This window comes from Streptomyces sp. NPDC002446 (genome assembly GCF_053595675.1).
On record NZ_JBSFYC010000018.1, the window covers coordinates 25,511 to 47,860 of the forward strand.

The following is a 22,350-nucleotide window of genomic DNA, read 5'->3' on the forward strand; positions in this document are numbered from 1 at the left end:
CCTCGAACGTAACGCACCCCACTGACAACGCCCGGCGCCGGCCGGTGCCCGCAGGCCCCGGCCCCGTACGGCCCGTCCTCAGACCTGCTGCCGCACCGTCCCCGTCGTGATCCACGGCTCCTTGGTCTCGCCCAGGATGACCTGCTGGTCGTCCCACTTCCCGAACCGCGGATTGACGTCGATGCCCATCGCGCGCGACGCCCTGGACAGCTCTCGGGCCAGCTTCTGCTGCCCCTCCGGCCTGCCCCGGTCCGCGCCCAGGTGGTCGGCCACGCCGTCCATCAGCAGCTGGTTGCGGACCATGGCGTCCACCTCGCCGGGGGCGATGCCCTGCTGGAGCCACATCGCCTTGAGCCGCTCGGCGCCACCGGCCCGCTTCTCGGCGCGGGCACGCCACTTCTGGACGTCGTGCCGGGTGACCGTCACCCCGGCGTCCCGCGCGCTGCGCGCCAGCACCTCGTCGAAGATCATGCCGTTGAGGGTGGCCAGGCTCAGCCGCCCGGTGTTCATGATCAGCTGCCCGCCCTGCGGCGACTTCTCCTGCGCGGCCCGTACGTCCTTCACCTTCGCCTGCAGCTGCGCGACGGTGATCCGCTTCCCGTCCACGATGGCCGCGGCACCCGGGTGCGCCTCGCCCCCGCAGGCGGCGAGCAGCGGGGTCGCCGCCAGCAGGGCGGCGGTGGCGGATACGGAGAGCGCTGTCCTACGGCGGAACACTTGGCCTCCCGGCAGATCGTGCGACGGAGTCTCGACCTTGAGTGATCGATGCTATGGAGTCGTCGTGGCCCAGGCCACTGCTTCGGCCAACGATCTGCGGGAAGGTCGGTTTCTCCGTCGACGTGCGGGCCGGGTGGGTTCTGGCTCAGGCACGGGTGGGTTCTGGCTCAGGTCCGCGTACTCGGCCACAGCGCGGCGGAGCGTGACCGCCCAGCGCCTGCTCTCGACCTGCATTCGGTACCAGCAATTCCGGCATCTTTTTTAATCCACTCCCCCCGCCTGCCTTCCCGTCAAAAAGCGTTAAATCCTGGCGTGTTGGCCAAGTACTTTCAGTTTGAGCCATGCCTTGTTACTCACTCGACGGAGACTTTCCGGGCTGCTACAAATGATCAAGCAACATCCACACGAGAAACGGGGAAAAGCGAAAGGCAAGTTAGCCAACAGGGGATTTTCGCGCCTCAACGCATCTCGTACCGTCAAGATGGTGGTCGCCACCACCGTCGCTACGTCGGCACTGACAATTCCGGCAGCCAGTTCCGCGAGCGCCCAGAGCATCAAGGCCGCTGGCATCGACAGCGGCACTCCCGGCTCCGCCACGGCAGCCGAACACGCCGGTTTTCGGGGCGGCAGTGGAAGCTTCACCGCCAAGGTCGCCAAGATCGACCCCAAGACCGGTGCCCCGCTCAAGGCCAGAACCATCCTGTGCGAGTGGAACGCCGACTGGAAGTGGGGCGCCGGGACCGTCTCCGAAGTCACCGGCAGCACCAGGTTCTACTGCGCAGCCGTAGGTCCCGGTGGGCCGGAGTTCACCGGGGAGTCCCGCGCACGGCTCATGGAAGACCACAACAAATCCATCGCCGACGGCGAGCGCACCGTCATCCAGCCACTCGACCCGACGCCCACCATCTCCGAGGTGACGGCGAAGGTGAAGCGCCCCAAGACCCTGCATGTACAGCACGACATGTGGGCCAACTTCCTCACGCCGGGCTGGGTGTGGCAAGCACACCCGAAGGGCTGCGGCGGCGCCGGCACAACGGCAATCAAGTGCACCATCGACTATGAGAACTTCAAGATCTGACGAATAATCAGCCCGGAAGCCGGATCCAGGATATCCTGGATCCGGCTTCCGATTTTCTCATCAGAACCGAGGGGGCGAAATGTGGTCGGGCAGACACGACAGTTACTTCGAGGAAACTGGACGGCTGATCGCCGAGCAGTTACAGCGAAGCCGTTCCAAGCAACGCGCCAAGGCAGTCAAGTACAGCAGAGAACAAGCCGAACAGAGCCGCAAGATCTCCCATGAGGCCGAGGCTGCCGAGCTGGAACGTCTCGCAGTTCTCGGGCAAATCCCGCAGGCCGAATACAAGGCCCGTATGGCCGCCCTGGAAGAAGAAGCCGACGAAGGACCCGGCCAGTAGTGCGGGCCGCCTAGTACTCCAGCCGTAGATGTGATCTTCATGGTTGAAGGGCGGCCTGGCGTCGGTAGTGGCTGCGTTGGGCGCGGGCCTGGTGGCGTCGGCGCCAGGTGGACCAGCACAGTCGATGGGCGAGGTCGCGGGTCGGCCGTGCGATCAGGGCGGTGAACAGGCGCTGGATCTCATTGCAGGTCAGCGGGATCAGCCCGTTCGGGCTGGTCCCGTCGTCGGCCAGGGCCTGGTCGCGGCGTTCGAGGGCGGCTGTGACCGCGAGGAAGGCGTGGGCGAGCAGGGCCAGGGTGACCCAGCGGTGCCAGGAGTCCCAGCGGCGGACCTGGTGCTCGTCCAACCCGGCCAGGGTCTTCGAGCTCTGGAACGTCTCCTCGACCGTCCAGCGGCTTCCGGCGACCTTGACGAGGGTGGACAGCGGCACCGGGCGGGGCGCATAGCAGCGGTAGTAGGCGAGTTCGCCGGTGCGGCGGTTGCGGCGGATCAACAGGTGCTGATGGCCGGCCAGGCCGGGGGCGGTGATGGCGATCTGGGCCCAGTCGTACCAGCGGTGGCCCTTCGCACCGCGTCCGGCGGACAGTTTCTGCCAGGCCCGCTTGGGGATCTTCTTGGCCAGGTGGTCGGCGCGCTGACCACCGACCGGGGTGGGGACGCGGTGGGTGATGGAGACCGCGAGCACGTAGCCGAGCTGCCGCCGCTCCAGGGCGGCGCGCAGGTGCGGGTTGTCGCCATAGACCTCGTCGCCAGCCGCCCATGCGGCCGCAACTCCCCCGTCCAAGGTGCGCTCGATCATCTGTCGGGCGAGCTGCGGCTTGGTGGCGAAGCCGACGTCGTCGGGGACAGCGGCCTGGCGGCAGCGGTCCGAGTCGCTCGTCCAGGCCTTGGGCAGGTAGAGCGCGCGATCGATGGCGGCGTGTCCGTGGCGGGAGGTGTAGGTGAGGTAGACGGCGACCTGGGCGTTCTCGATCCGCCCGGCGGTGCCGGTGTGCTGGCGCTGGACGCCGACGGTGCGGGTGCCCTTCTTTAGGTCGCCGGTCTCGTCCATCACCAGCACGGCCTGGTCGTCGGCCAGGTGCTCCAGCACGAACGCGCGCATGTCGTCCCGGACGAGGTCGGCGTCCCATTTGGCGCGGCCGAGCAGGTGCTGCAGGCCGTCGGGGGTGGCGTCCCCGGTGTGCTCGGCGATCGTCCAGCAGTTCTTGCGCGGCAGGTCCGCCAGCAACCCGAGCACCAACTGCCGGGCTCGAAGCCTGGGTTCGACCCGGCCGAATTGTCCCGCGATTCGCTCCATCAGGCCCTCGAACATCGCCCGCCAGCGGGCAGGCACTGCGCTGTGACCTGCGGCCACCGCTTCATCGTCAGTCCATACACCTCACGATGATCACCGGTGGCCGCAGCCGTCTCCGCACCAGGTCCCACCGACTCGATCACACTCCATGTTTGGATCGGGGTCTCTTGCGAATCCCGCTGGTCGCCGAAGTCCGCTGGAGATCTCCTGAGCGCGGCGCCGGAAACGTGTGATCATGCCGATATGGCATCTGGTCGGATCATTTTCCTCAACGGCACCTCCAGCTCGGGGAAGTCGAGCATCGCCAGGGAGCTTCTGGGCGTCCTGGACGATGGCGTCTTCTTCCACATGGCGGTCGACGGCTTCAACGCGATGCGCAGTAAGCGGGAGCTCGGGGCGGAGGAGCTCGACGCCGCGCTGCGGCGGACCAGGATGGGCTTCCACCGCTCGATCGCGGCCATGGCGGAGGCGGGCAACGACATCGTGGTCGACCATGTGCTGAGCGAGCCGTGGCGGCTGCTCGACTGCCTGACGGTGCTGCGGCCTGAGGACGTGCTGTTCGTCGGTGTCCACTGCCCGTTGGACGAGCTGGCCCGCCGCGAGCTGGCCCGGGGCGACCGCCCGCATGGCCTCGCGGCGCACCAGTACGACCTGGTCCACGGCCACGGTGACTACGACCTGGAGTGCGACACCAGCGCAGCAAGCCCACGTGAATGCGCGCAGCGGATCAAGGAGTTTCTCCCGCACCGCCCCAGCCCCACCGCCTTTACCCGCCTCCGCCGACGCCACCTGACTGACGGCCGGGAACCGCTGACGGCGTGAGGCATGCCTACTCGGCCGTGCTGGTCTCCTCGTGGCCGACACCTGAGCCCCGCTGATCCGTACGGGCAAGAGCCTGTGAATGAAGATCCACATCTACGGCTGGAGTACTAGCCGCGAGCTGCCCAGCCATTCGCACAGACACCGTTGCAGTACTAGGCCAACAGCGAGGCGGGAGTCACGAGCCGAGCGCGTTCGTGGAGTTCTCGTGCGGCGTGGTTCTTGAGGTGGGGGCGGATCAGCTTGAACATGGTGTGCATGCGTTGATCTGCCCGGCCTGACTGGACCAGAGGGTAGTCATCCAAAGCGAGGTTCCATGTTGCACATGCTGCTTCCAGGTGACCGATGGAGAATTGGCGTTCGGCGAGCATGGAACGCGTTTTCACCCGCGTTCTCCGGTAAACGTCATAGCGCAGCTTGTCCGACTGCTGCATGGCTTCTACGGCTCCGCGCATGTCACCCAATTCGTAACGGACTTGACTGGTGTGATAGTTCAGGGCTGCCGGATCGTATGAGCCGAACGCTTTCTCCCTTGATTCAGCCTTGTCCATCGCTACTTCAGCTTCTCGTAGGTACATCAATGCAGTGCTGCGGTCGCCGATTTGAGCGGCAGCGTGCGCCTGCTGCCCGGCGAGGAACGCGCGCATTCGCGGACCGGCCTGCGGAGATGCGGCTGCGGCGGCGTCGGCCAGCCGCATGGCTTGCCTCCCGTGCCCCAGGTCGACGGCCTGAAGGCTCATCCCCCGCAGCGTTGTGCAGTACGTCAAGTGATCCTCTGCCGCTCCGGCAAGCTCCAACGCCTTGAGGTAATACTGCTGCGCAAGGCCGTGAGCGCATTCATCCACAGCCATGTACCCGGTGAGATAGCTCAAGTCGGCAGCAGCCGACATCATTGCCTTGCGTACGGATTCCGAGGCGTCCGCCCGCAGATACGGGGCTACGGTGTTCACCAGGAAAGCCGCAGCCATCGGGCGGGCATGGCGGCCTCCGAATTGGTCATCGAGTTCTGACACCCGTTCGGTCATCGCAATGACCATGTCGACCTCTGGCATGCCAATGCGCTGAGTCCGGCCGGTCTGAGCAGCATCCATTCGACCGACCACTTCTGGCCAATTGGGCACGGCCAGCGCAACGGAAAAGAGACTTATACCGAGGACGCCACGCCGTGAGGGATCCATATCTCCCCTACCGAGATCGATCAGCCCTTCGACCGTACTCGGAGTGCCGTCCGAGCTACTGGCAGGGGTCGGGAATCCGGCCTCGGCGTGGGTGATGGGACGGCCCAGCTTCCGCGCCAGGGCTTCCAGGATCAGCGGTCTGACCGTCTCCTTGGGCAAGTGCCCCTGGCGCCACTGATGAGCTGACGGCTCGCGGTACTTGAGCGGGGTTCCTCGCTCGGTTCCGACACGATTCACGGCCTGGACGAACTGCCGCAGCGTCCAGCCGGTCTGCCGGTAAAGCCGTTCCAGGTGCCGATTCGGTTCCCGAGTGCCCATGAGCCCTCAACTCCCCGGTGCGTACGCGCACTTAAAGCTCTTAAAAGCCGCTGCTGCGGCTGACGTTTCCCGCGCGAGGCGGCCAAAGGACCCAGCCAGTAGTGCGTGCGGGCCGCCGCGCGAGCGCCTTCTGGTGACCCATCGCCATCAGCATCCGCAGTCGGTCGGCGAGTCTTCGCCCTCACCGACTTCCGCGAGGTTCGGCTGTACGACTGAGGGGCTGGTGCCGGCGAGGTCCGGTCAGTTCAGAGAGGTAGCTCCCCGCGCTTGACGGCGGAGACGAACGCCGACCAGCTCTCCGCCGGGAAGAGCAGTGCCGGGCCGGTTGGACGCTTGCTGTCGCGTACGGGCACGTCGGCGTGGCCGCGGGAGACTTCGAGGCATTCGCCTTGACCACCCCCGCTGTAGCTGGACTTGTACCACCCGATGAGGGTCGACGAGTCGGAGACCGTGTGCTCACTGCTGACCATGCGCGTGTTCCTCTGCTGCCGCCCTAACGAGGGCCAGTGACTCCTGTTGCGACAATGCGTCGCTCAGGGCCAGAGCGTAGGCGGTCTGGCAGGTGCTCACCAGGGCCGGATCATCCATGAGATTCCCGCTCAGGAAGCCCTCGACATAGGCCGCTGGGGCGGAGTCCTCGAAGCTCATGAGCGTGAGCAGACTCTCCATGAGCGAGTGCGCCCCAACGCCGTACGGAATGACATGTAGGCGCAGCCGCCCAGCCTCCGCCATGTCTGCGATCTTGCTCAGCTGTTCCGCCATGACCAAGGGGCCGCCGACACTGCGCCGCAGTACGGCCTCATCCAGCAGTGTCCAGACGACCGGCTGCGTCGGCCCATCGAGAATCCGACGACGCTTTGTTCGGATGACAACGGCCTCGTCAAGTGATTCGGCGGTGTGATTCGGCCGGTATGCACGGAAGAGGGCACGCGCGTAGTCGTCGGTCTGAAGCACACCGGGGACCAGCGCGAGCGCGAACTGCTGGATCAGCGTGGCCTGTTGCTCCAACTCGGCAGCCGCAGCGAAATGGTCGGCGTACTTCGACTCCAGATCCTCCAGCCACCGCGCGAAGAACCCGTCCGTGCCCAACGCCTGGTCGATCCGCGCAGCGTCATCCGGCTTGGGCAACCGGCGCCCTGCCTCCCAGTGGCTGATCAACGTGGGCGAGCACACCACGCGCTCACTCAGTTCTTCCTGCGTCATGCCAGCGGCTACACGGCGCAGCCTCAGTTCTTCCCCGTACTTCTCCCTAGGAGTACGGGGCCTGCGGTCCATCTTCATGGGCTAACTCCCCGAGTTGAAAGGTGCGTTGTCAGGCTCGCCCTACTAGCAGCGTAGCCAGAGCAGCCTCGACTCTGTGAGGGAAGCGCCACACAGCGTGATGAAACGCAGGACCCTCGCGACCGGCGTGCACCGGCCCGAGGGCGTGGCCACCAACCCCACGGAGGTTGACGACATGACCGAGCCTATCCAAAGGCTCATCGAACTGCTGTTGCGATGGCTGCTGCCCGCGTCGGGCCGACACCGCTCCGCCGCCCCGCCCGCATCAGCAGCGACCGGAGGGGTGCCGACATTGGCGCCCTTCATCTCCTCAAGCCGCCCGGTGCTGATGTCGGCACGTGATGAAGACGCACCCCTCATCCGCCCTTACGTTCTGACTCCCGAGGAATGGCAGGAACGGCGGGAACGGCGCTTGCAGCGCGGACGACGGCGGGCGCTGTGGCTGGCCGTGCACGGGTACGACGCCGGGCCGCGCTGGATTCACGGTGTGGAGGTGATGGGCTGATGCCCCGCATCTGCCGCCCCGTTCAGCTGCTGGAACCGGCGTCCGACCCGGCGCCGGTTGCCGGGTGCGATGTGTGCAGGGCCCTGGCCGGGCAGCGCGCGGAGGCCTACGCCGCAGGAGACAGGTCGAAGGTGTCCGACTGCAACGTCGAGATCGGCCGCCACCCCCACCGGAAGGCGGGGCGCTGATGGCAACCGAGGTGCGCAAGGCGGCGCGGGCATGAGCGAGGGCGCGTGCGTGACGTTGCTGGGCTCGCTGCGCTTCCGACACAGCGTACTTCCGACAGGGCAAGGGAGGTGAGACCGTGGGAGACAACCAGGAGGTCAACGGCTACGACGTGTTCGAGCAAGAGATCATCACGCCTGCCGAGCCCGAGCCGAGCCCCCAGCAGGATGAGGACGGCAGCGATGGCTAAGAAACCTTGGGCGGGCGTCGGCGCCTACATCAAGCGCGACCTGCCCGACCGTGCCCCCGCCTCGTCCTGGTGCGGCAAGCACCCCAAGGAACGCACCCGGCGCGTAGCGCATGCCAGGTGGGTGTGCCTGGACTGTGTACGGGAGGCCGGCCGCCTCGCCGGGCCGTAGCCGCGCCACCATCGGCCCCGCTCGCCAACTGTGGCGAGCGGGGCCGATGGGGGGTGGGCATCCTCGCCCCGCTCACCCCTGTACCTGCCCCAGCCAGTACAGCGTCCGGCGGAGTTCCTCCGGGAAGGGGTGGTGGGGGCCGTGGAGGCGTTCGGCGTCGTAGAGGAGGCGGGTCAGGGTTTCCTGGGCGGCGCCGCGTTCGCCCTGGGCGAGGAGGAGGTGGCCTATGGAGCGGCGGATTTCCAGGGGGCGTACCGGGTCGTCGGCGTAGTGCTCGAAGTACGGCAGGAGGGCGCGGTACTCCTCCAGGGCCTGGGCGACCTCGCCGAGCTGTTCGAGGCACTGGGCGGCCTCGTAGTGGAACTGGAGGGCCTGGCGGGTGGCGCCCGCACCGGATTCCTGGCCGAACTCCTCGGCCAGGAGGCGGAGTTCGGGCAGGGCGCGGCGGTACTGGCCGTCGTCCATGAGGGTGGCGGCGTACTGCTTGCGCAGGGTGCGGACGACCGGGGAGTGGGCGCCGTGGCGCTCGGCGGCGGCGGGCAGGATGCCGCCGAGGATGTCCACGGCGCGGGTGATCCTGCCCTGGTCGAGCAGGATCTTGACCTCGTCGACGGCGGCCGCGACGTCCGGGCCCGGTGAGGGGGACGAGGCGGGCGGCGGGGCGGCCGGGGGCGGCGGGGTCGCGGCGGAGGTCCAGGCGCCGGGGCCGGGGGTCCGGGGAGCGGAGGACGAGGACAGGGCGACCGAGGTGCGGGGGTCGGGGCCCGGGCGGTCGGGGCCGGGGGTTCCCGCGGCCTCGGGGGCGGCGAGCGCGGGCGCGGGGCGGTCCGGGGCCAGGGGGGTGGACAGGGCCGTGGGGGTCGGGGCGGGGGCTCCCGAGGAGCGTACGGGCCAGGGGGCCTGGGGGTGGCGGAAGGGACGGGTGGGGTCCATGGGGGCGAGGGGGGCGGGCGGGGTTGCCGCGGCGTGCGGGCCCGTGGTCGCGGCGGGCAGCAGGGGGGCCAGGGCCTGGTAGACCTCCTGGGCGTCCGCGGGGCGGGCCTGGGGGTCCTTGCGCAGCAGGTGCAGGACGAGGGCTTCGAGCGCCTCGGGGACGTCGGGGCGCAGCTTGCGCACCGGGACGGGCTCCTCGTGGAGGTGGCGGTGGAGGACGCCCAGGGCCGTGGAACCGGCGAAGGGGACCTCTCCGCTGAGGAGTTCGTGGAGGAGGATCCCCAGGGCGTAGAGGTCGGTGTAGGGGCCCACGGCTCCGCCCATCGCCTGCTCGGGCGCCATGTACGCGGGGCTGCCGATGGGGGAGCCGGTGTGGGTGAGGCGGGTGGTGTCGGTGTCCAGCGCGGAGGCGATGCCCAGGTCGAGGATGACCAGGGAGCCGTCCGGGCGGATCATGACGTTGCGGGGCTTGAGGTCGCGGTGGACGATCGGGACCGCGTGGACGGAGGCCAGTACGGCGCACAGCTGGGCGGCGACGGAGACCGCCCAGGGCCACGGGTAGGGGTCGTGCTCGGCGAGGTGGTCGGAGAGGTCTGCGCCCTCGACGTACTGCATGACCAGATAGAGGTCCTCGTCGTCGCTGCCGGCGTCGTGGACGGTGACCAGTCCGGGGTGGTCGACCTGCGCGGTGACGCGGCATTCGCGGACGAAGCGGCGGCGCATCTCCTCGCCGTCCGGGGTGCCCGCCACCCGGTCCGGGCGCAGCAGTTTGACGCCGACCCGGCGGTCCAGGCGGCGGTCGTAGCCGATCCAGACCTGGCCCATGCCGCCCTGTCCGAGCAGGGCGGACAGTTCGTAACGCTCGCCGATGACCCGGCCGTTCACCGTCCTTCCTCCTTGCGGAGGTAGTCGCTGAGTTCGTCGAGCTCGGCCCGTACGCGGTCGATGCGCTGGGGCTGCGGCCGGTCCTGGGGGGCGGCGTACGGGTTGCCGGGCGGTGGGGCGGGAGACGCCGGGGTGGCGGGGCCCGGTGGCGACGGCAGGCGGGTCTCGGTCATGGCGTACGGGTTGGGGGGCCCGGCGGGGCGGACGCCCTGGTAGGGCTGGGTCTCCTGGACGTGGAGCGGTGCCTGGGCGGGCGGCTGCGGCGGGCCGTAGGGGTGCGCGTAGGGCAGGGCGGCGGGCGCCGCGCCGGGGTAGGCCGCGGGGGCGTGGCCGGCGCCGTATGCGGCGGCGCGCTGGGCGCGGGCGTCGACGACGAGGTAGTAGGCCACGGCCGCCGCGATCTGCATCAGCAGCAGCCCCACCCCGGCGTTGGTGCGCCAGTCCGTCTCGGCGAAGCTGGTGATCAGCGCGCAGCTGCCGATGATCGCCACCAGGTCGGCGGCGAACAGCCACCAGCCCAGCCGCCCGCGCTGCACGATCGCGGCCCGCAGCATCGGCACCCAGGCCAGCAGTCCCAGGCTGAGCACCGCGGCGGCCACGAAGACCACCCGCAGCACGATGACCGTTCCCCGCGCCGGCGGACGGTACGGCTGGTGGGCAGGGGCGGGGCCGTGCATCACTGCTCCTGGGTCGGATCGGGTCGTGGCCGCCGGGCCGCACCGTCACGGCGGCGGCCTCGCGTACGAACGCGCGGTGCGCCGGTGCGCACACGCGTCTGCGAGCGTATCCACGACGCCGGGCGCGTGCGCGGGGGTTCTGCGGAATGGGCAGGCCGATGTGGCCGGGCCGGGACGGTGCGTCCCGCGTCCGGCCGGCCGGCCCGTCCGCTCAGTCCGGGCTGACCGACCCGTCCGTCAGCCCGTCGTGCAGGCCCTGCACCAGCTGCTCCCCCAGCCGCGACGCCATGCGCAGCGCCTCCTCGAAGGCGGCCAGGTCGCGAAAGCGCCGGCCGTAGCGGCGCTGTTCGGCGAGCGGCAGCCGGGGCAGCTGGAGGCGGCGGACGTCGAGCCGGGTGGCGGTGGAGGCGTAGCTGCTGGCCTGGCGGTTGTTGGCGGTGCCGCGCAGGAAGCCGGCGAGGAACCAGGGGTCGACGGCGGCCGGGTCGGGCCGCAGCAGGGTGAGGTTGCGGCCGAGGGCGGCGCCGGCGGTGGCGTCGTCGACGACCCGGGCGATGGCGCCGCCACCGAGGACCGGGACGACGACGTCGTCCGCGCGGACCAGGACCGGCTCCTCGGCCGGCCCGGAGGCGGACGCTTCGGGGAGGGTGCCGGAGGGGGCGCCGCCGCCGATGACGTCATGGTCGGTGAGGACCGCGGGCGCTTGCTCGGGGGTTGCGGTGCCGGCGCCGCCCGCGCGCAGCACCAGGGCGCCGGAGCGGGCGAGTTCGCCGACGGTGGTCAGCGGCCAGCGGGCGGTGGCGGCGAGGTCGGGGAGGGTGTCGCCGGCCCCGGGGCGCGGGGTGAGTTCGGTCGTACGGGCGAGGGTGGCGGTCAGCCGGTCGCGGACCCGGGCGAGTTCGGCGGGGCCGCCGGCCGCGGAGGGCGGCGGGAGGTGCCGGGCCGGGGCGAGGTCGACGTCGTCGTCGAGGAGGTCGATGGCGGCCAGCGACCGCCGTACGCCGGGCACCTCCTCGATGCCGCCGTCGCCGTCGAAGGCCTGCCAGGCGTCGACGGCGGTGGCGCGGACGCTCGGCCAGTCGGGCTTGTCGCGGCCGGGGGCCGCGCCGGTGGCCGAGTCGGCGGTGTCGACGACGAGGAGCTCGGGGGTGGGCGGGGTGGCGCCGCCGGGCTTGCGCAGCACCCACAGGTGCAGCGGGACGCCGTTGGGCGGGGCGGCGCCGGCGGGCAGCGCGATGACGGCGCGCAGTGCGCCGCGGCGCAGCAGGTCGGCGCGGATCCGGCGGCCGGAGCGGCGGGAGGCGGCGGCGGGCGGCATGAGCAGGACGGCGGTGCCGCCTTCCCGCAGCCGGGCCAGGGCGTGCTGGACCCAGGCCAGTTCGGACTCGGTGCGGGCCGGGAAGCCGTACTCCCAGCGGGGGTCGTAGGCGAGTTCGTCGTGGCCCCAGTTGCGTTCGTTGAACGGCGGGTGGACGAGTACGGCGTCGGCGGCGAGCTGGGGGAAGGCGTCGGCGCGCAGGGTGTCGGCGGCCCGTACCCGGACCTGGGCGCCGGGGGCGTTCAGGGCGAGGCGGAGCGCGGTGAGCGCGGCGAGGTCGGGGTCGGTCTCCTGGCCGTGGAGGGTGACGGGGGCGCCGTCGGGGTCGTCGGTGTTCTCCCCGGCCCGTTCCCGGGCGGCGGTCAGCAGCGCGCCGGCGCCGCAGGCCGGGTCGAGGACGGTGCGCAACGGGCCGGCCAGGGCGGCCAGTTCGGCCATCAGCGCGGCCGGTCCGGGCGGGGTCAGGGTGTACTGCCGGGGGTTGGCGTCCAGGTGGCGGCCGAGCAGGAAGGCGTACGCCTCGGGGGCGCCGTCGGCGGCGGCGAGGTCGCCGGTGGCCCGCACGAGCGCGGCGGAGGGGGCGAGCGCCTCGCGGGTCAGCCCGTGTACGGGGTGCTCGGCGCCGAGCCGGGCGGTCAGGACGGAGGCGAGCATCGCGGGCAGTACGCCGGTCAGTTCGGCGTCGTCGGTGGCGGCCCGCAGCTGCTGCCAGGCCGAGGGGCGGTCGCGGGCCAGCAGCAGTACGGCGCCGGCCTGCCGCAGTGCGGCCGCGGCGCCGGCCGGGTGTCCGACGAGCTGCTGCCAGACCCGCTCACGCAGCGGCACCTCGGCGAGTTTGCCCTGGTCGCGCAGCCACTGCTCGATGTCGCGGAGGGCGAAGGCGGGGCTGGTCTCGGTGCCGCCGACGGGCTTGGGGAAGTCCGCGTGGCGGCGCCGCCAGTTGCTGACCGCGGCGCGGCCGACGCCGGCGAGCCGGGCGATGCCGGCGGCGGTCACCTCGGTGGGACGGGCGTCCTTCCTGGTGTCCGTCGCGTTGTCCGGTGATGCGTTGTCCGGCACCTGGCTGACTCCCATCCGCGTGACCCCCGACCTCCCATGACCCCGACCCTGTGTCGGCAAGCATACCTACCTTCGATCAACCTCCCCCTTCACAGCGTGAACAAACCATTCACACTCCTTCATGTTGACTCGGTTCACAGCCTCTGTTCTTATTGACCCATCGCTTCAGCGGAATTCGCATCGAGTGCCCGGAAGGGGCCCCTTCGCATGTCTCAGCAGATGCACTACCAGCCCACCCCCCAGGGCCCGGCCGGCCACGCCCACCAGGCGCCCCGCAACGGGCTCGGCATCGCCGCCCTGATCCTCGGCATCATCGGCACGCTCAGCGGTATCCCGATGATCCTGTTCTGGCTGGCCGGGCCGCTCGGCCTGCTGGCCCTGATCTTCGGCCTGGTCGGCATGAGCCGGGTCAAGAAGGGCCAGGCCACCAACAAGGGCGTGGCGGTCACCGGCACGATCACCGGCGTCCTCGCGATCGTCCTCGCGGTCGTCGGAGTCATCGTCACCGTGCTGGCGGTCAACAAGGCCGTCGACGAGGTGAACAAGGAGTTCGACAAGCAGTCGGGCAGCAGCAGCAACATCAAGGACCTCGGCGCGGGTCAGGCCGCGAAGTACAACAACGGCCTGGAGGTGACGGTCTCGAAGCCGACCCCGTTCACCGTCGACAAGAACACCCTGATCAGCGGCCACACCGAGGGCAACAAGGCGTACAAGGTCACCGTCACGCTCAAGAACACCGGCGACAAGGCGGCCACCAACCCGCTCATGACGACCGACGCGGAGGCCGACGGCAAGAAGGCCGAGGAGGTCGCCGACGACAAGCACGGCATCCTCCACCACGACTGGGAGAAGACGCTCGACCCCAACGAGTCCGACAGCGTGGAGATGGTCTTCGACGCACCGCCGTCCGCCAAGGAGCTCTCCATCAAGATCACCCCGGACCTGCTGCTCGACCCCGCGAACTGGAAGCTGGCCCTCTGAGGCACGGGCTCCCCTCCCCGCTCGGCACTCCCGCCGGCCCGGCACCGCACACCCGCGGTGCCGGGCCGGCGGCCGTCCGGCGCCGGGAACGGGCGGCACCCCAGCACCGTCTCACCCACTGCCCCGGCCGGCACCCGGTGCGCCCACCGCCCGGCGGCCCGCACCGCCGGTGCGAGTATCTTTCCGGCAGTTGAGAGTGAGTGAGGACCCCATGGACACGGCCGCAGCAACGGCCGGGGGCGGCCCCGGACCGGCCCCGGCGGAGAGCGGCGCGGCCGTGCCGCCACCCCGGAACGGCGGGCAGGCTGCGACCGCCCCCATACCCCCGGGCGCCCGCGGCCCCCTGCGCCGCGCCGCCCACCGCCTTCGCGACGGCACCGCCCCCCTGCGCGCACCGCGCTGGGACCCCTACTGGACGGCCGCGTTCTTCTTCCTCTGCTTCGCCGTGCTCTCCCTGTGCCGCTTCAGCGGCATGGCCGGCTCCTCCTGGGACCTGGGCATCTTCGAACAGGCCATCCGCGGCTACGCCCACTTCCAGGCCCCGATCGTCGACCTCAAGGGCCCCGGCACCAACATCCTGGGCGACCACTTCAGCCCCGTCCTGATCGTCCTCGCCCCCCTCTACCGGCTCTTCCCCTCCCCCCTGACGCTGCTGATCGCCCAGGCCGCCCTGTTCGCGCTCTCCGCGATCCCGGTCACTCGCGCTGCCGCCCGCCACCTGGGCCGCCTGCCGGGCCTGGCCGTCGGCCTCGCGTACGGCATGTCCTGGGGCGTGCAGAAGGCCGTCGACTTCGACTTCCACGAGATCGCCTTCGCACTGCCGCTGATCGCCTTCGCCCTCGAAGCGGTACTGCGCGGACGCTGGACCGCCGCGGTCTGCTGGGCCGCGCCCCTGGTGCTGGTCAAGGAGGACCTGGGGGTCACCGCCGCCACCATCGGCGCCCTCGCGCTGCTGCGCACCCGCCGCGCCAGTCCGCTGCCCATCGCGCTGGTCGCCTTCGGCCTCACCGCCACCGCGCTCACCCTCGGCGTGCTGATCCCGTCCTTCAACGGCTCCGGCTCATACGACTACTGGAGCAAGTTCGGGGCCGACGGCGCCGGCGCCACCATCCCCCTCGACACCGCCGTGCGCACCACGCTGTGGGTCCTGCTGCCCACCACCGGCCTGCTCGCCGTGCGCTCCCCGCTCCTGCTGGTCGCGCTGCCCACCCTCGGCTGGCGGTTCCTGTCCCACGAACCGCACTACTGGGGCATCGACTGGCACTACAACGCCGTCCTGATGCCGGTGGTCTTCCTCGCGCTGGTCGACGCCCTGCCGCGGGCCCGCGTCTCCGCCCGCCCCTGGCTGCGCGCCTACGCCCACCATCTGCCGGCCGCCGTACTGGCCGCCGCCCTCGCGCTGAGCACCACGCTCCCGCTGGCCCGCCTCACCGAGCCCGCCACCTACCGCACACCGGCGTCGGTCACCGCCGCCGAGCGGCTGCTGGAGCGCATACCCGACGGCGCGACCGTCGAGTCCGACATCCGCCCGCTGAGCCGGCTGACCAGCCGCACCCGGGTCTTCTGGACCGGCGACACGGACGGCCTGGCACCCGACTACGTCGCCGTCCAGCTCCGCGACGAGCGCACCCCGCGGCAGGCGCTCGCCGACGCCGCCGCCCGCCACCGCACCTCCACCTACGTCGTCCTCGGCGCCGCCGCGGACATCGTCGTGCTGCACCGGACCTCGGCCCGCTGACGGCCTGCCGCGGGCGCGGCAGGCCGGGGCCGCCGCCCTACGAACCCAGCACCGTGGTCAGGAACTCCCCCACCCAGGCCAGCAGTTCGCGGCCGACCAGGGGCTTGCCGCCGATCTTGCCGGTGGTCGGGCGCGGCACCAGGATCTGGCGGGTGGCCGGCTTGAGGACCGTACGGGGGTAGAGGCGCTTGAGGCGCAGCTCCTGGGACTCGCGCAGCTCCACCGGGCCGAAGCGCACATTCGCGCCCTGCAGGGTGATGTCGCTGACGCCGCAGGCGCGGGCGAGCATCCGCAGACCGGCGACCAGGAGCAGGTTCTCGACGGGCTCGGGCAGCTTGCCGTAGCGGTCGGTCAGCTCCTCGCGGACGGCCGCGATGTCCTCCTCCGAGGCGGCGGAGGCGATGGCGCGGTAGGCCTGCAGGCGCAGCCGCTCGCCGGGCGCGTAGTCGTGCGGGACATGCGCGTCCACCGGCAGCTCGATCTTGACCTCCAGCGGCGGCTCCTCCTCCGCCCCGCCCTCCAGGGACGCCCGGTAGTCGGCGACGGCCTCGCCCACCATCCGTACGTACAGGTCGAAGCCGACGCCCGCGATATGGCCGGACTGCTCGCCGCCCAGCAGATTGCCCGCGCCGCGGATCTCCAGGTCCTTCATGGCCACGTACATGCCCGCGCCCATCTCGGTGTGCTGGGCGATCGTCGCGAGGCGCTCGTGGGCGGTCTCGGTCAGCGGCTTCTCCGGCGGGTAGAGGAAGTAGGCGTAGCCGCGTTCGCGGCCGCGGCCCACCCGGCCGCGCAGCTGGTGGAGCTGGGAGAGGCCGAAGTTGTCGCCGCGCTCGACGATCAGGGTGTTGGCGTTGGAGATGTCGATGCCGGACTCGACGATCGTGGTCGAGACCAGGACGTCGAACTTCTTCTCCCAGAAGTCGACGACGACCTGCTCCAGCTGCGACTCGCCCATCTGGCCGTGGGCGGTCTGGATCCGGGCCTCGGGGACGATCTCGCGCAGGCGGGCGGCGGCCCGGTCGATGGACTCCACGCGGTTGTGGATGTAGAAGACCTGGCCCTCGCGCAGCAGTTCACGCCGGATGGCGGCACCGATCTGCTTCTGCTCGTACGGGCCGACGAAGGTCAGGACCGGGTGGCGCTCCTCCGGCGGGGTGGTGATCGTCGACATCTCGCGGATGCCGGTGACCGCCATCTCCAGGGTGCGGGGGATGGGCGTCGCGGACATCGTCAGGACGTCCACATTGGCGCGGAGCTTCTTCAGCTGCTCCTTGTGCTCGACGCCGAAGCGCTGCTCCTCGTCGACGATGACCAGACCCAGGTCCTTGAACTTGGTCTCGGAGGAGAACAGGCGGTGGGTGCCGATGACCAGGTCGACGGAGCCGTCGCGCAGCCCTTCCAGGACGGCCTTGGCCTCGGTGTCGGTCTGGAAGCGGGACAGCGCCCGGACGTTGACCGGGAACTGGCCGTAGCGCTCGGTGAACGTGCCGTGGTGCTGCTGGACCAGCAGGGTGGTCGGGACCAGAACGGCCACCTGCTTGCCGTCCTGGACGGCCTTGAAGGCGGCGCGGACCGCGATCTCGGTCTTGCCGTAGCCGACGTCGCCGCAGATCAGCCGGTCCATCGGGACCGACTTCTCCATGTCCTCCTTGACCTCGGCGATGGTCGTGAGCTGGTCGGGGGTCTCCGCGTACGGGAAGGCGTCCTCCAGCTCCCGCTGCCAGGGGGTGTCCGGGCCGAAGGTGTGGCCGGGGGCCGCCATCCGGGCGGAGTAGAGCTTGATGAGGTCGGCGGCGATCTCCTTGACGGCCTTCTTGGCGCGCGCCTTGGTCTTGGTCCAGTCGGCGCCGCCCAGGCGGTGCAGTGTCGGGGCCTCGCCGCCCACGTACTTGGTGACCTGCTCCAGCTGGTCGGTGGGGATGTAGAGGCGGTCACCGGGCTGGCCGCGCTTGGCGGGGGCGTACTCGACGAGGAGGTACTCACGGGTGGCGCCCTGGACCGTGCGCTGCACCATCTCGATGTAGCGGCCCACACCGTGCTGCTCGTGGACGATGAAGTCGCCGGCCTGGAGCGTGAGCGGGTCGATGGTCTTGCGGCGGCGGGCCGGCATCCGGGCCGCGTCCTTGCCGGCCGCCTTCTGCCCGGACAGGTCGGTCTCGGTGAGCACGGCGAGCCTGAGCGACGGATCGAGGAAGCCGTTGTCGAGGGAGCCGCAGGCGACATGGACGACCGAGGGAGTGATCTCGGGGAGGTCCGCGTCGAGGCGGGCGGCGATGCCCTCGCCGCCGAGGACCTCGACGGTGCGGGCCGCCGGGCCGTGCGCCTCGGTGACATAGACCGTCCGCCAGCCGTCGGCCAGCCACTGCTTGGTGTCGGCGAGCGCCCGCTGGGTGTCGCCGCGGTAGGTCTCGGGGGCGTGCATCCCGAGCTTGAGGGTGTCGTCGTCGAGCGTCTCGTCGGCCGCACCGAGCTCGCCGCCGCCAGCGGCGAACGGCGTGACCGACCACCACATCATCCCCAGCTCACGGGCCCGGTCGCGGACGTCCGCGATGCCCCACAGGGACGCCGCGCCGACGTCGATCGGCGCCTCGCCGCCCCCGGCGCTGGCCGCCCAGGACGCCTGGAGGAACTCCTGGCTGGTGGCCACCAGGTCGGCGGCCCGGGTGCGCACCCGCTCCGGGTCGCACACCACGGCCATGGAGCCCTCGGGCAGGACGTCCAGCACCAGCTCCATGTCGTCGACCAGGACGGGAGCCAGCGACTCCATGCCCTCCACGGCGATGCCCTCGGCGATCTTGCCGAGCAGTTCGCCCAGCTCCGGGTGCTGCTCGGCGAGCGCGGCGGCCCGGGTGCGGACGTCCTCGGTCAGCAGCAGCTCACGGCACGGCGGCGCCCACAGGCCGTGCTCGGCGACCTCCAGCGAGCGCTGGTCGGCGACCTTGAAGTAGCGGATCTCCTCGACGTCGTCGCCCCAGAACTCGACCCGCAGCGGGTGCTCCTCGGTGGGCGGGAAGACGTCCAGGATGCCGCCGCGGACGGCGAACTCGCCGCGCTTCTCGACCAGTTCGACGCGGGCGTAGGCGGCCGCCGCCAGACCGTCGACGACCTCTTCGAGATCGGCGGTCTGGCCCGTGCGCAAACTGACCGGCTCCAGGTCGCCCAGGCCCTTGACCTGCGGCTGGAGCACCGAGCGGATCGGGGCGACGACGACGGAGACCGGGCCGGCACTCGGGTCGTCCTGGCGCGGGTGGGCGAGCCGGCGCAGCACCGCCAGGCGCCGGCCGACGGTGTCGGAGCGCGGGGAGAGCCGCTCGTGCGGCAGCGTCTCCCAGGACGGGTACTCGACGACCGAGTGGGCCTGGCCGGCGGGCATCAGGCTGCGCACCGCGGCGGCGAGGTCCTCGGCCTCCCGGCCGGTGGCGGTCACGGCCAGCACGGTGCGCTTGGACTCGCGGGCGAGCGCGGCCACCACGAACGGGCGGGCGGCCGGCGGCCCCACCAGATCCACGTGCGGGCGGTGTCCGTCGGACGCGGCCTGCACCGCTTCGGCGAGCGCCGGGTCCCGTACGACGGCGTCGAGCAGACCAGTCAGGCTCATGAAAAGGTTCCGTCCCAGCAAGCGAGGCGATCAACGCGAACGGCCCGCGGCATCGCACGGGCGGGGCTGCCCACGATACGCCCGAGCACCGACAACCCGCCGACCGAGCGGCAGCGGCCCGGCGGCGGCCCCGCGCGGCGGGGCGTCCGCCTTCTGGGAGCACCGTTCCGCATCGCGGCGCCGCGTGGTTGGCTGTCGACCGGAACGGTGCCCGATACACACAACCGGGGAGCACGCCGCAGCCGCACCGAGGAGGGGGACCCGTGAGCCGTACGGCCAGGAACAGCGACAGCCCGACGGACCGGGGGACGGACGGCCCCGGCACCCCGGCGGCAGCACCCCGCCCCGCGCGCACCGCCCGGCGCGGCCCGGTCGTCGCCGCCCTCATGCTCGGTATGGCGCTGGCCGCGCTGGACTCCACGATCATCGCCACCGCCATCCCGCAGATCGTCGGCGACCTCGGCGGCTTCGCGGTCTTCTCCTGGCTGTTCTCCGGCTACCTGCTGGCCGTCACCGTCACCCTGCCCGTCTACGGCAAGCTCTCCGACACCTTCGGCCGCAAGCCGATCCTGGTCTGCGGCATCGTGCTCTTCCTCGCCGGCTCCCTGGCCTGCGCCGGCGCCTGGGACATGGCGTCGCTGATCGCCTTCCGGGTACTGCAGGGGCTGGGCGGCGGCGCCCTCCAGGGCACCGTGCAGACCATCGCCGCCGACCTCTACCCGGGGCCCGAACGCCCCAAGATCCAGGCCAGGCTCTCCGGCGTATGGGCCACCTCCGCGGTCGCCGGCCCCGCACTGGGCGGGCTGCTCGCCACCTACGCCGACTGGCGGTGGATCTTCCTGGTCAATGTGCCGGTGGGCGCGATGGCGCTGTGGCTGGTCGCGCGGCACTTCCAGGAGGAGGCGCCCGGCCGCGGCGCCGGACGGGGAGCCGACGGGCGCCGGCCGCGCGTCGACTGGCCCGGCGCGCTGGCGATCTTCGCCTGCGGCGGGCTGCTGCTGACCGCACTGGTCCAGGGCGGCGTCGCCTGGCCCTGGCTCTCCACACCGGCGCTGCTGCTGCTCACCGGCAGCGCGGTGTGCGCGGCGGTCACCGTCTGGATCGAACGCCGCGCCGCGGAACCGATCATCCCCGGCTGGGTCTGGCGCCGCCGCACCATCGCCGCCGTCAACCTCGCCCTGGGCGCGCTGGGCCTGCTGATGGTCGCCCCGACCGTCTTCCTGCCCACCTACGCCCAGTCGGTACTGGGCCTGGGCCCGACGGCCGCCGGTTTCGTGCTCTGCGTGATGACCCTGAGCTGGCCGGTGTCGGCCGCCCTGAGCAGCCACGTCTACCGGCGCACCGGTATCCGCACCTGCGCGATGCTCGGCATCGGCGCGGCCGCGCTGATCCTGCTCGCCTTCCCGCTGCTGCCCTACCCCGGCGCCGCCTGGCAGCCCGCCCTGATCATGCTGGCGCTGGGCGCCGCCCTCGGGCTCTTCCAGCTGCCGCTGATCATCGGCGTCCAGTCCTCGGTCGGCTACCCGGAGCGCGGCACCGCCACCGCCTCGATACTGTTCTGCCGCCAGGTCGGCCAGTCGGTGGGCGCCGCGCTCTTCGGCGCGCTGGCCAACGCCACCCTCGGCGACCGCCTCGCGCACGCCCCCTCCGACATCCGCCCCGGCCTGCCCGGCGACCTCGACGCCGTCTCGCACGCCCTGGAACACGCCGGTGCGCTCAGCGCCCGCGCCACCGACTACCTGCGCCGCGCCGTCGACACCACCGTCGACCACGTCTACCTCGGCGCCGCCGCGGCCGCCGCCCTCGCCCTGATCGCCCTCGCACTGCTGGCACCCCAGCGCTTCCCGGTGCACACGGACGCCGGTGCGGACCACGGCGACACGGCCCGTACGGGCGAGGACGAGGCCAAGGACGAGGACGAGGACGAGGAGCGGCCTGCCGGGAAGTGAGGCGGGCGGGAAGTGAGGCGGCCGGGAAGTGAGGCGGGCGGTCAGCCCCGCGGCCGGGGCAGCTCCGTCGTCAGGGTGTCCTCGTCGTCGGGGTCGGTACCGAGCGCCTCGGCGGGACCGGCGCCACCGTCCCCACCGTCCCCGTCCTCCTCCGCCACCGGCGGCTTGCCGGTGAGCGCGGCCAGGCTGTTGCGGACATGCGTCATATGCGTGCGGACCTCCTCGCGCTCCTCCGCATGTTCACGCAGGACCCGTTCCGTGGCCCGCTCGATGCGCTCCACCTCGACCCTCGCCCGTGCCAGCAGCCCCGCCGCACGATCCTCGGCATCCTCCTGCCGGTGCCGGGCGGCCTCCTCGGCCTCCGCGCAGAGCCGGCGGTGGTCGGCGAGGACGGCCTGCCCGCGGGCGTCCAGCTCCGCGACCAACTGGTCCATCTCCGTCTCCAGCTTCGCCAGGTCCCGCCCGGCCGCCTCCCACGCCTCGTCCTGCTGCTTCTCCTGCTCACGCAGCAGCCGGGCGGTCTCCACGGCCGCCGCCGCCAGCTCCTCGGCCGCCTCGGCGCGCAGCCGCTCGGCGTCCTTGGCGGCCGCGGCCATGCGCTTCGCCGCGTCATCCTGCGCCACCTCCTCGGCGCGCCGGGCCAGCTCGTCCGCCTCGGTACGCAGCGCGGAGGCGGCCCGGTCCGCCGCGGCCCGGACCTCGTGCGCATGCCGGTCGGCCTCGTCCCGGGCCCGCTCGGCAGCCTCCTCCGCCTCCGCGCGCAGCCGCTCCGCCTCGGACTCCGCCGTCGTCAGGATCAGCCGGGCCTCGCTGCCGAGGGACTCATACGTCTGCGGCGGCAGCTTCGCCAGATAGACGCGCAGCTCCGCGAGTTCGGCCTCCATCTCGTTGCACAGGACGGTGAGCCGGGCGGCACGCTCCCAGCAGGAGTCGCGGTCGATCGAGAGCCCCTCGAACCGGCGGTCCACATCCTGCGGCCGGTAGCCACGCCCTCGTACGGTCTCGAACCCGTGAGGCGAAACCGATGCACTCATCCCTCAAGCCCCTCTGTGCAGTTACGCGCGCTGTCCTTCGGCCCGGTGCGAACTCCCACCT

General features: G+C 71.5%; 19 protein-coding genes. 9 read left to right on the plus strand and 10 right to left on the minus strand.

All coding sequences use genetic code 11. The features are described from left to right. Positions 1-78 precede the first annotated feature (78 nt). A complete protein-coding gene (locus tag ACWD6P_RS13255) occupies positions 79-717 on the minus strand; it encodes a SurA N-terminal domain-containing protein (RefSeq protein WP_451444170.1) in 639 nt (212 codons plus the stop codon). A gap of 385 nt (positions 718-1,102) precedes the next feature. On the opposite strand from ACWD6P_RS13255, the gene ACWD6P_RS13260 reads away from it, so the two are divergent. Both ACWD6P_RS13260 and ACWD6P_RS13265 read left to right on the plus strand, forming a co-directional pair. Next, entirely contained in the window at positions 1,103-1,795 is a 693-nt protein-coding gene (locus tag ACWD6P_RS13260; protein WP_451444171.1) for a hypothetical protein, read from the plus strand. Between the two features lie 79 nt (positions 1,796-1,874). Next, positions 1,875-2,135 (plus strand): hypothetical protein, encoded by a 261-nt coding sequence (locus tag ACWD6P_RS13265; protein ID WP_451444172.1) that lies wholly within the window; start codon positions 1,875-1,877, stop codon positions 2,133-2,135. A 37-nt stretch (positions 2,136-2,172) separates the two neighbouring features. On the opposite strand, the gene ACWD6P_RS13270 is transcribed toward ACWD6P_RS13265, so the two are convergent. Next, the gene (locus tag ACWD6P_RS13270) at positions 2,173-3,432 is read right to left on the minus strand and encodes an IS701 family transposase (protein WP_451444246.1); all 1,260 of its coding nucleotides are present in this window, start codon (positions 3,430-3,432) and stop codon (positions 2,173-2,175) included. A 240-nt stretch (positions 3,433-3,672) separates the two neighbouring features. On the opposite strand from ACWD6P_RS13270, the gene ACWD6P_RS13275 reads away from it, so the two are divergent. Further along, a complete protein-coding gene (locus ACWD6P_RS13275) occupies positions 3,673-4,251 on the plus strand; it encodes a chloramphenicol phosphotransferase CPT family protein (protein ID WP_451444173.1) in 579 nt (192 codons plus the stop codon). A 152-nt stretch (positions 4,252-4,403) separates the two neighbouring features. On the opposite strand, the gene ACWD6P_RS13280 is transcribed toward ACWD6P_RS13275, so the two are convergent. From ACWD6P_RS13280 to ACWD6P_RS13290, 3 genes are all read right to left on the minus strand, one after another. Beyond that, positions 4,404-5,744 carry a tetratricopeptide repeat protein gene (locus ACWD6P_RS13280; protein WP_451444174.1) on the minus strand — a complete coding sequence of 447 codons (1,341 nt, stop codon included), beginning with the start codon at positions 5,742-5,744 and terminating at the stop codon, positions 4,404-4,406. Between the two features lie 245 nt (positions 5,745-5,989). Then, positions 5,990-6,214, minus strand: a complete 225-nt coding sequence (locus ACWD6P_RS13285) for a DUF397 domain-containing protein (protein WP_451444175.1) — start codon at positions 6,212-6,214, stop codon at positions 5,990-5,992. Continuing rightward, entirely contained in the window at positions 6,201-7,025 is an 825-nt protein-coding gene (locus ACWD6P_RS13290) for a helix-turn-helix domain-containing protein (protein WP_451444176.1), read from the minus strand. Before ACWD6P_RS13290 ends, ACWD6P_RS13285 begins: the two co-directional genes overlap by 14 nt. A gap of 100 nt (positions 7,026-7,125) precedes the next feature. Here ACWD6P_RS13290 and ACWD6P_RS13295 point away from each other — a divergent pair, with 100 nt between their 5' ends. The 3 genes from ACWD6P_RS13295 to ACWD6P_RS13305 all read left to right on the plus strand — a co-directional run bounded on the left by ACWD6P_RS13295 (position 7,126) and on the right by ACWD6P_RS13305 (position 8,114). Beyond that, a complete protein-coding gene (locus ACWD6P_RS13295) occupies positions 7,126-7,530 on the plus strand; it encodes a hypothetical protein (RefSeq protein ID WP_451444177.1) in 405 nt (134 codons plus the stop codon). After that, positions 7,530-7,718, plus strand: coding sequence for a hypothetical protein (locus ACWD6P_RS13300; RefSeq protein WP_451444178.1), 189 nt, complete (start codon positions 7,530-7,532; stop codon positions 7,716-7,718). Before ACWD6P_RS13295 ends, ACWD6P_RS13300 begins: the two co-directional genes overlap by 1 nt. Before the next feature lie 219 nt (positions 7,719-7,937). Next, the gene (locus tag ACWD6P_RS13305) at positions 7,938-8,114 is read left to right on the plus strand and encodes a hypothetical protein (RefSeq protein WP_451444179.1); all 177 of its coding nucleotides are present in this window, start codon (positions 7,938-7,940) and stop codon (positions 8,112-8,114) included. 72 nt (positions 8,115-8,186) lie between these two features. Here the strand turns inward: ACWD6P_RS13305 and ACWD6P_RS13310 are convergent, their stop codons facing one another. The 3 genes from ACWD6P_RS13310 to ACWD6P_RS13320 form a co-directional block, all read right to left on the minus strand. Next, positions 8,187-9,932 (minus strand): protein kinase domain-containing protein, encoded by a 1,746-nt coding sequence (locus ACWD6P_RS13310; RefSeq protein WP_451444180.1) that lies wholly within the window; start codon positions 9,930-9,932, stop codon positions 8,187-8,189. Further along, positions 9,929-10,609 carry a hypothetical protein gene (locus ACWD6P_RS13315; protein WP_451444181.1) on the minus strand — a complete coding sequence of 227 codons (681 nt, stop codon included), beginning with the start codon at positions 10,607-10,609 and terminating at the stop codon, positions 9,929-9,931. Before ACWD6P_RS13315 ends, ACWD6P_RS13310 begins: the two co-directional genes overlap by 4 nt. 211 nt (positions 10,610-10,820) lie before the next feature. Then, positions 10,821-12,986 carry an N-6 DNA methylase gene (locus ACWD6P_RS13320; protein WP_451444182.1) on the minus strand — a complete coding sequence of 722 codons (2,166 nt, stop codon included), beginning with the start codon at positions 12,984-12,986 and terminating at the stop codon, positions 10,821-10,823. A gap of 207 nt (positions 12,987-13,193) precedes the next feature. Here ACWD6P_RS13320 and ACWD6P_RS13325 point away from each other — a divergent pair, with 207 nt between their 5' ends. Both ACWD6P_RS13325 and ACWD6P_RS13330 read left to right on the plus strand, forming a co-directional pair. After that, positions 13,194-13,967, plus strand: coding sequence for a DUF4190 domain-containing protein (locus ACWD6P_RS13325; protein WP_451444183.1), 774 nt, complete (start codon positions 13,194-13,196; stop codon positions 13,965-13,967). A 211-nt stretch (positions 13,968-14,178) separates the two neighbouring features. Then, positions 14,179-15,705, plus strand: a complete 1,527-nt coding sequence (locus ACWD6P_RS13330) for a DUF2079 domain-containing protein (RefSeq protein ID WP_451444184.1) — start codon at positions 14,179-14,181, stop codon at positions 15,703-15,705. A 37-nt stretch (positions 15,706-15,742) separates the two neighbouring features. Here the strand turns inward: ACWD6P_RS13330 and mfd are convergent, their stop codons facing one another. After that, positions 15,743-19,306 carry a transcription-repair coupling factor gene (gene mfd, locus ACWD6P_RS13335; protein ID WP_451444185.1) on the minus strand — a complete coding sequence of 1,188 codons (3,564 nt, stop codon included), beginning with the start codon at positions 19,304-19,306 and terminating at the stop codon, positions 15,743-15,745. A 386-nt stretch (positions 19,307-19,692) separates the two neighbouring features. On the opposite strand from mfd, the gene ACWD6P_RS13340 reads away from it, so the two are divergent. Beyond that, positions 19,693-21,255, plus strand: a complete 1,563-nt coding sequence (locus tag ACWD6P_RS13340) for an MFS transporter (RefSeq protein WP_451444247.1) — start codon at positions 19,693-19,695, stop codon at positions 21,253-21,255. Positions 21,256-21,296: 41 nt separating this feature from the next. Here ACWD6P_RS13340 and ACWD6P_RS13345 read toward each other — a convergent pair whose 3' ends face one another. Further along, positions 21,297-22,289, minus strand: a complete 993-nt coding sequence (locus tag ACWD6P_RS13345) for a cellulose-binding protein (protein WP_451444186.1) — start codon at positions 22,287-22,289, stop codon at positions 21,297-21,299. Positions 22,290-22,350: the final 61 nt, after the last annotated feature.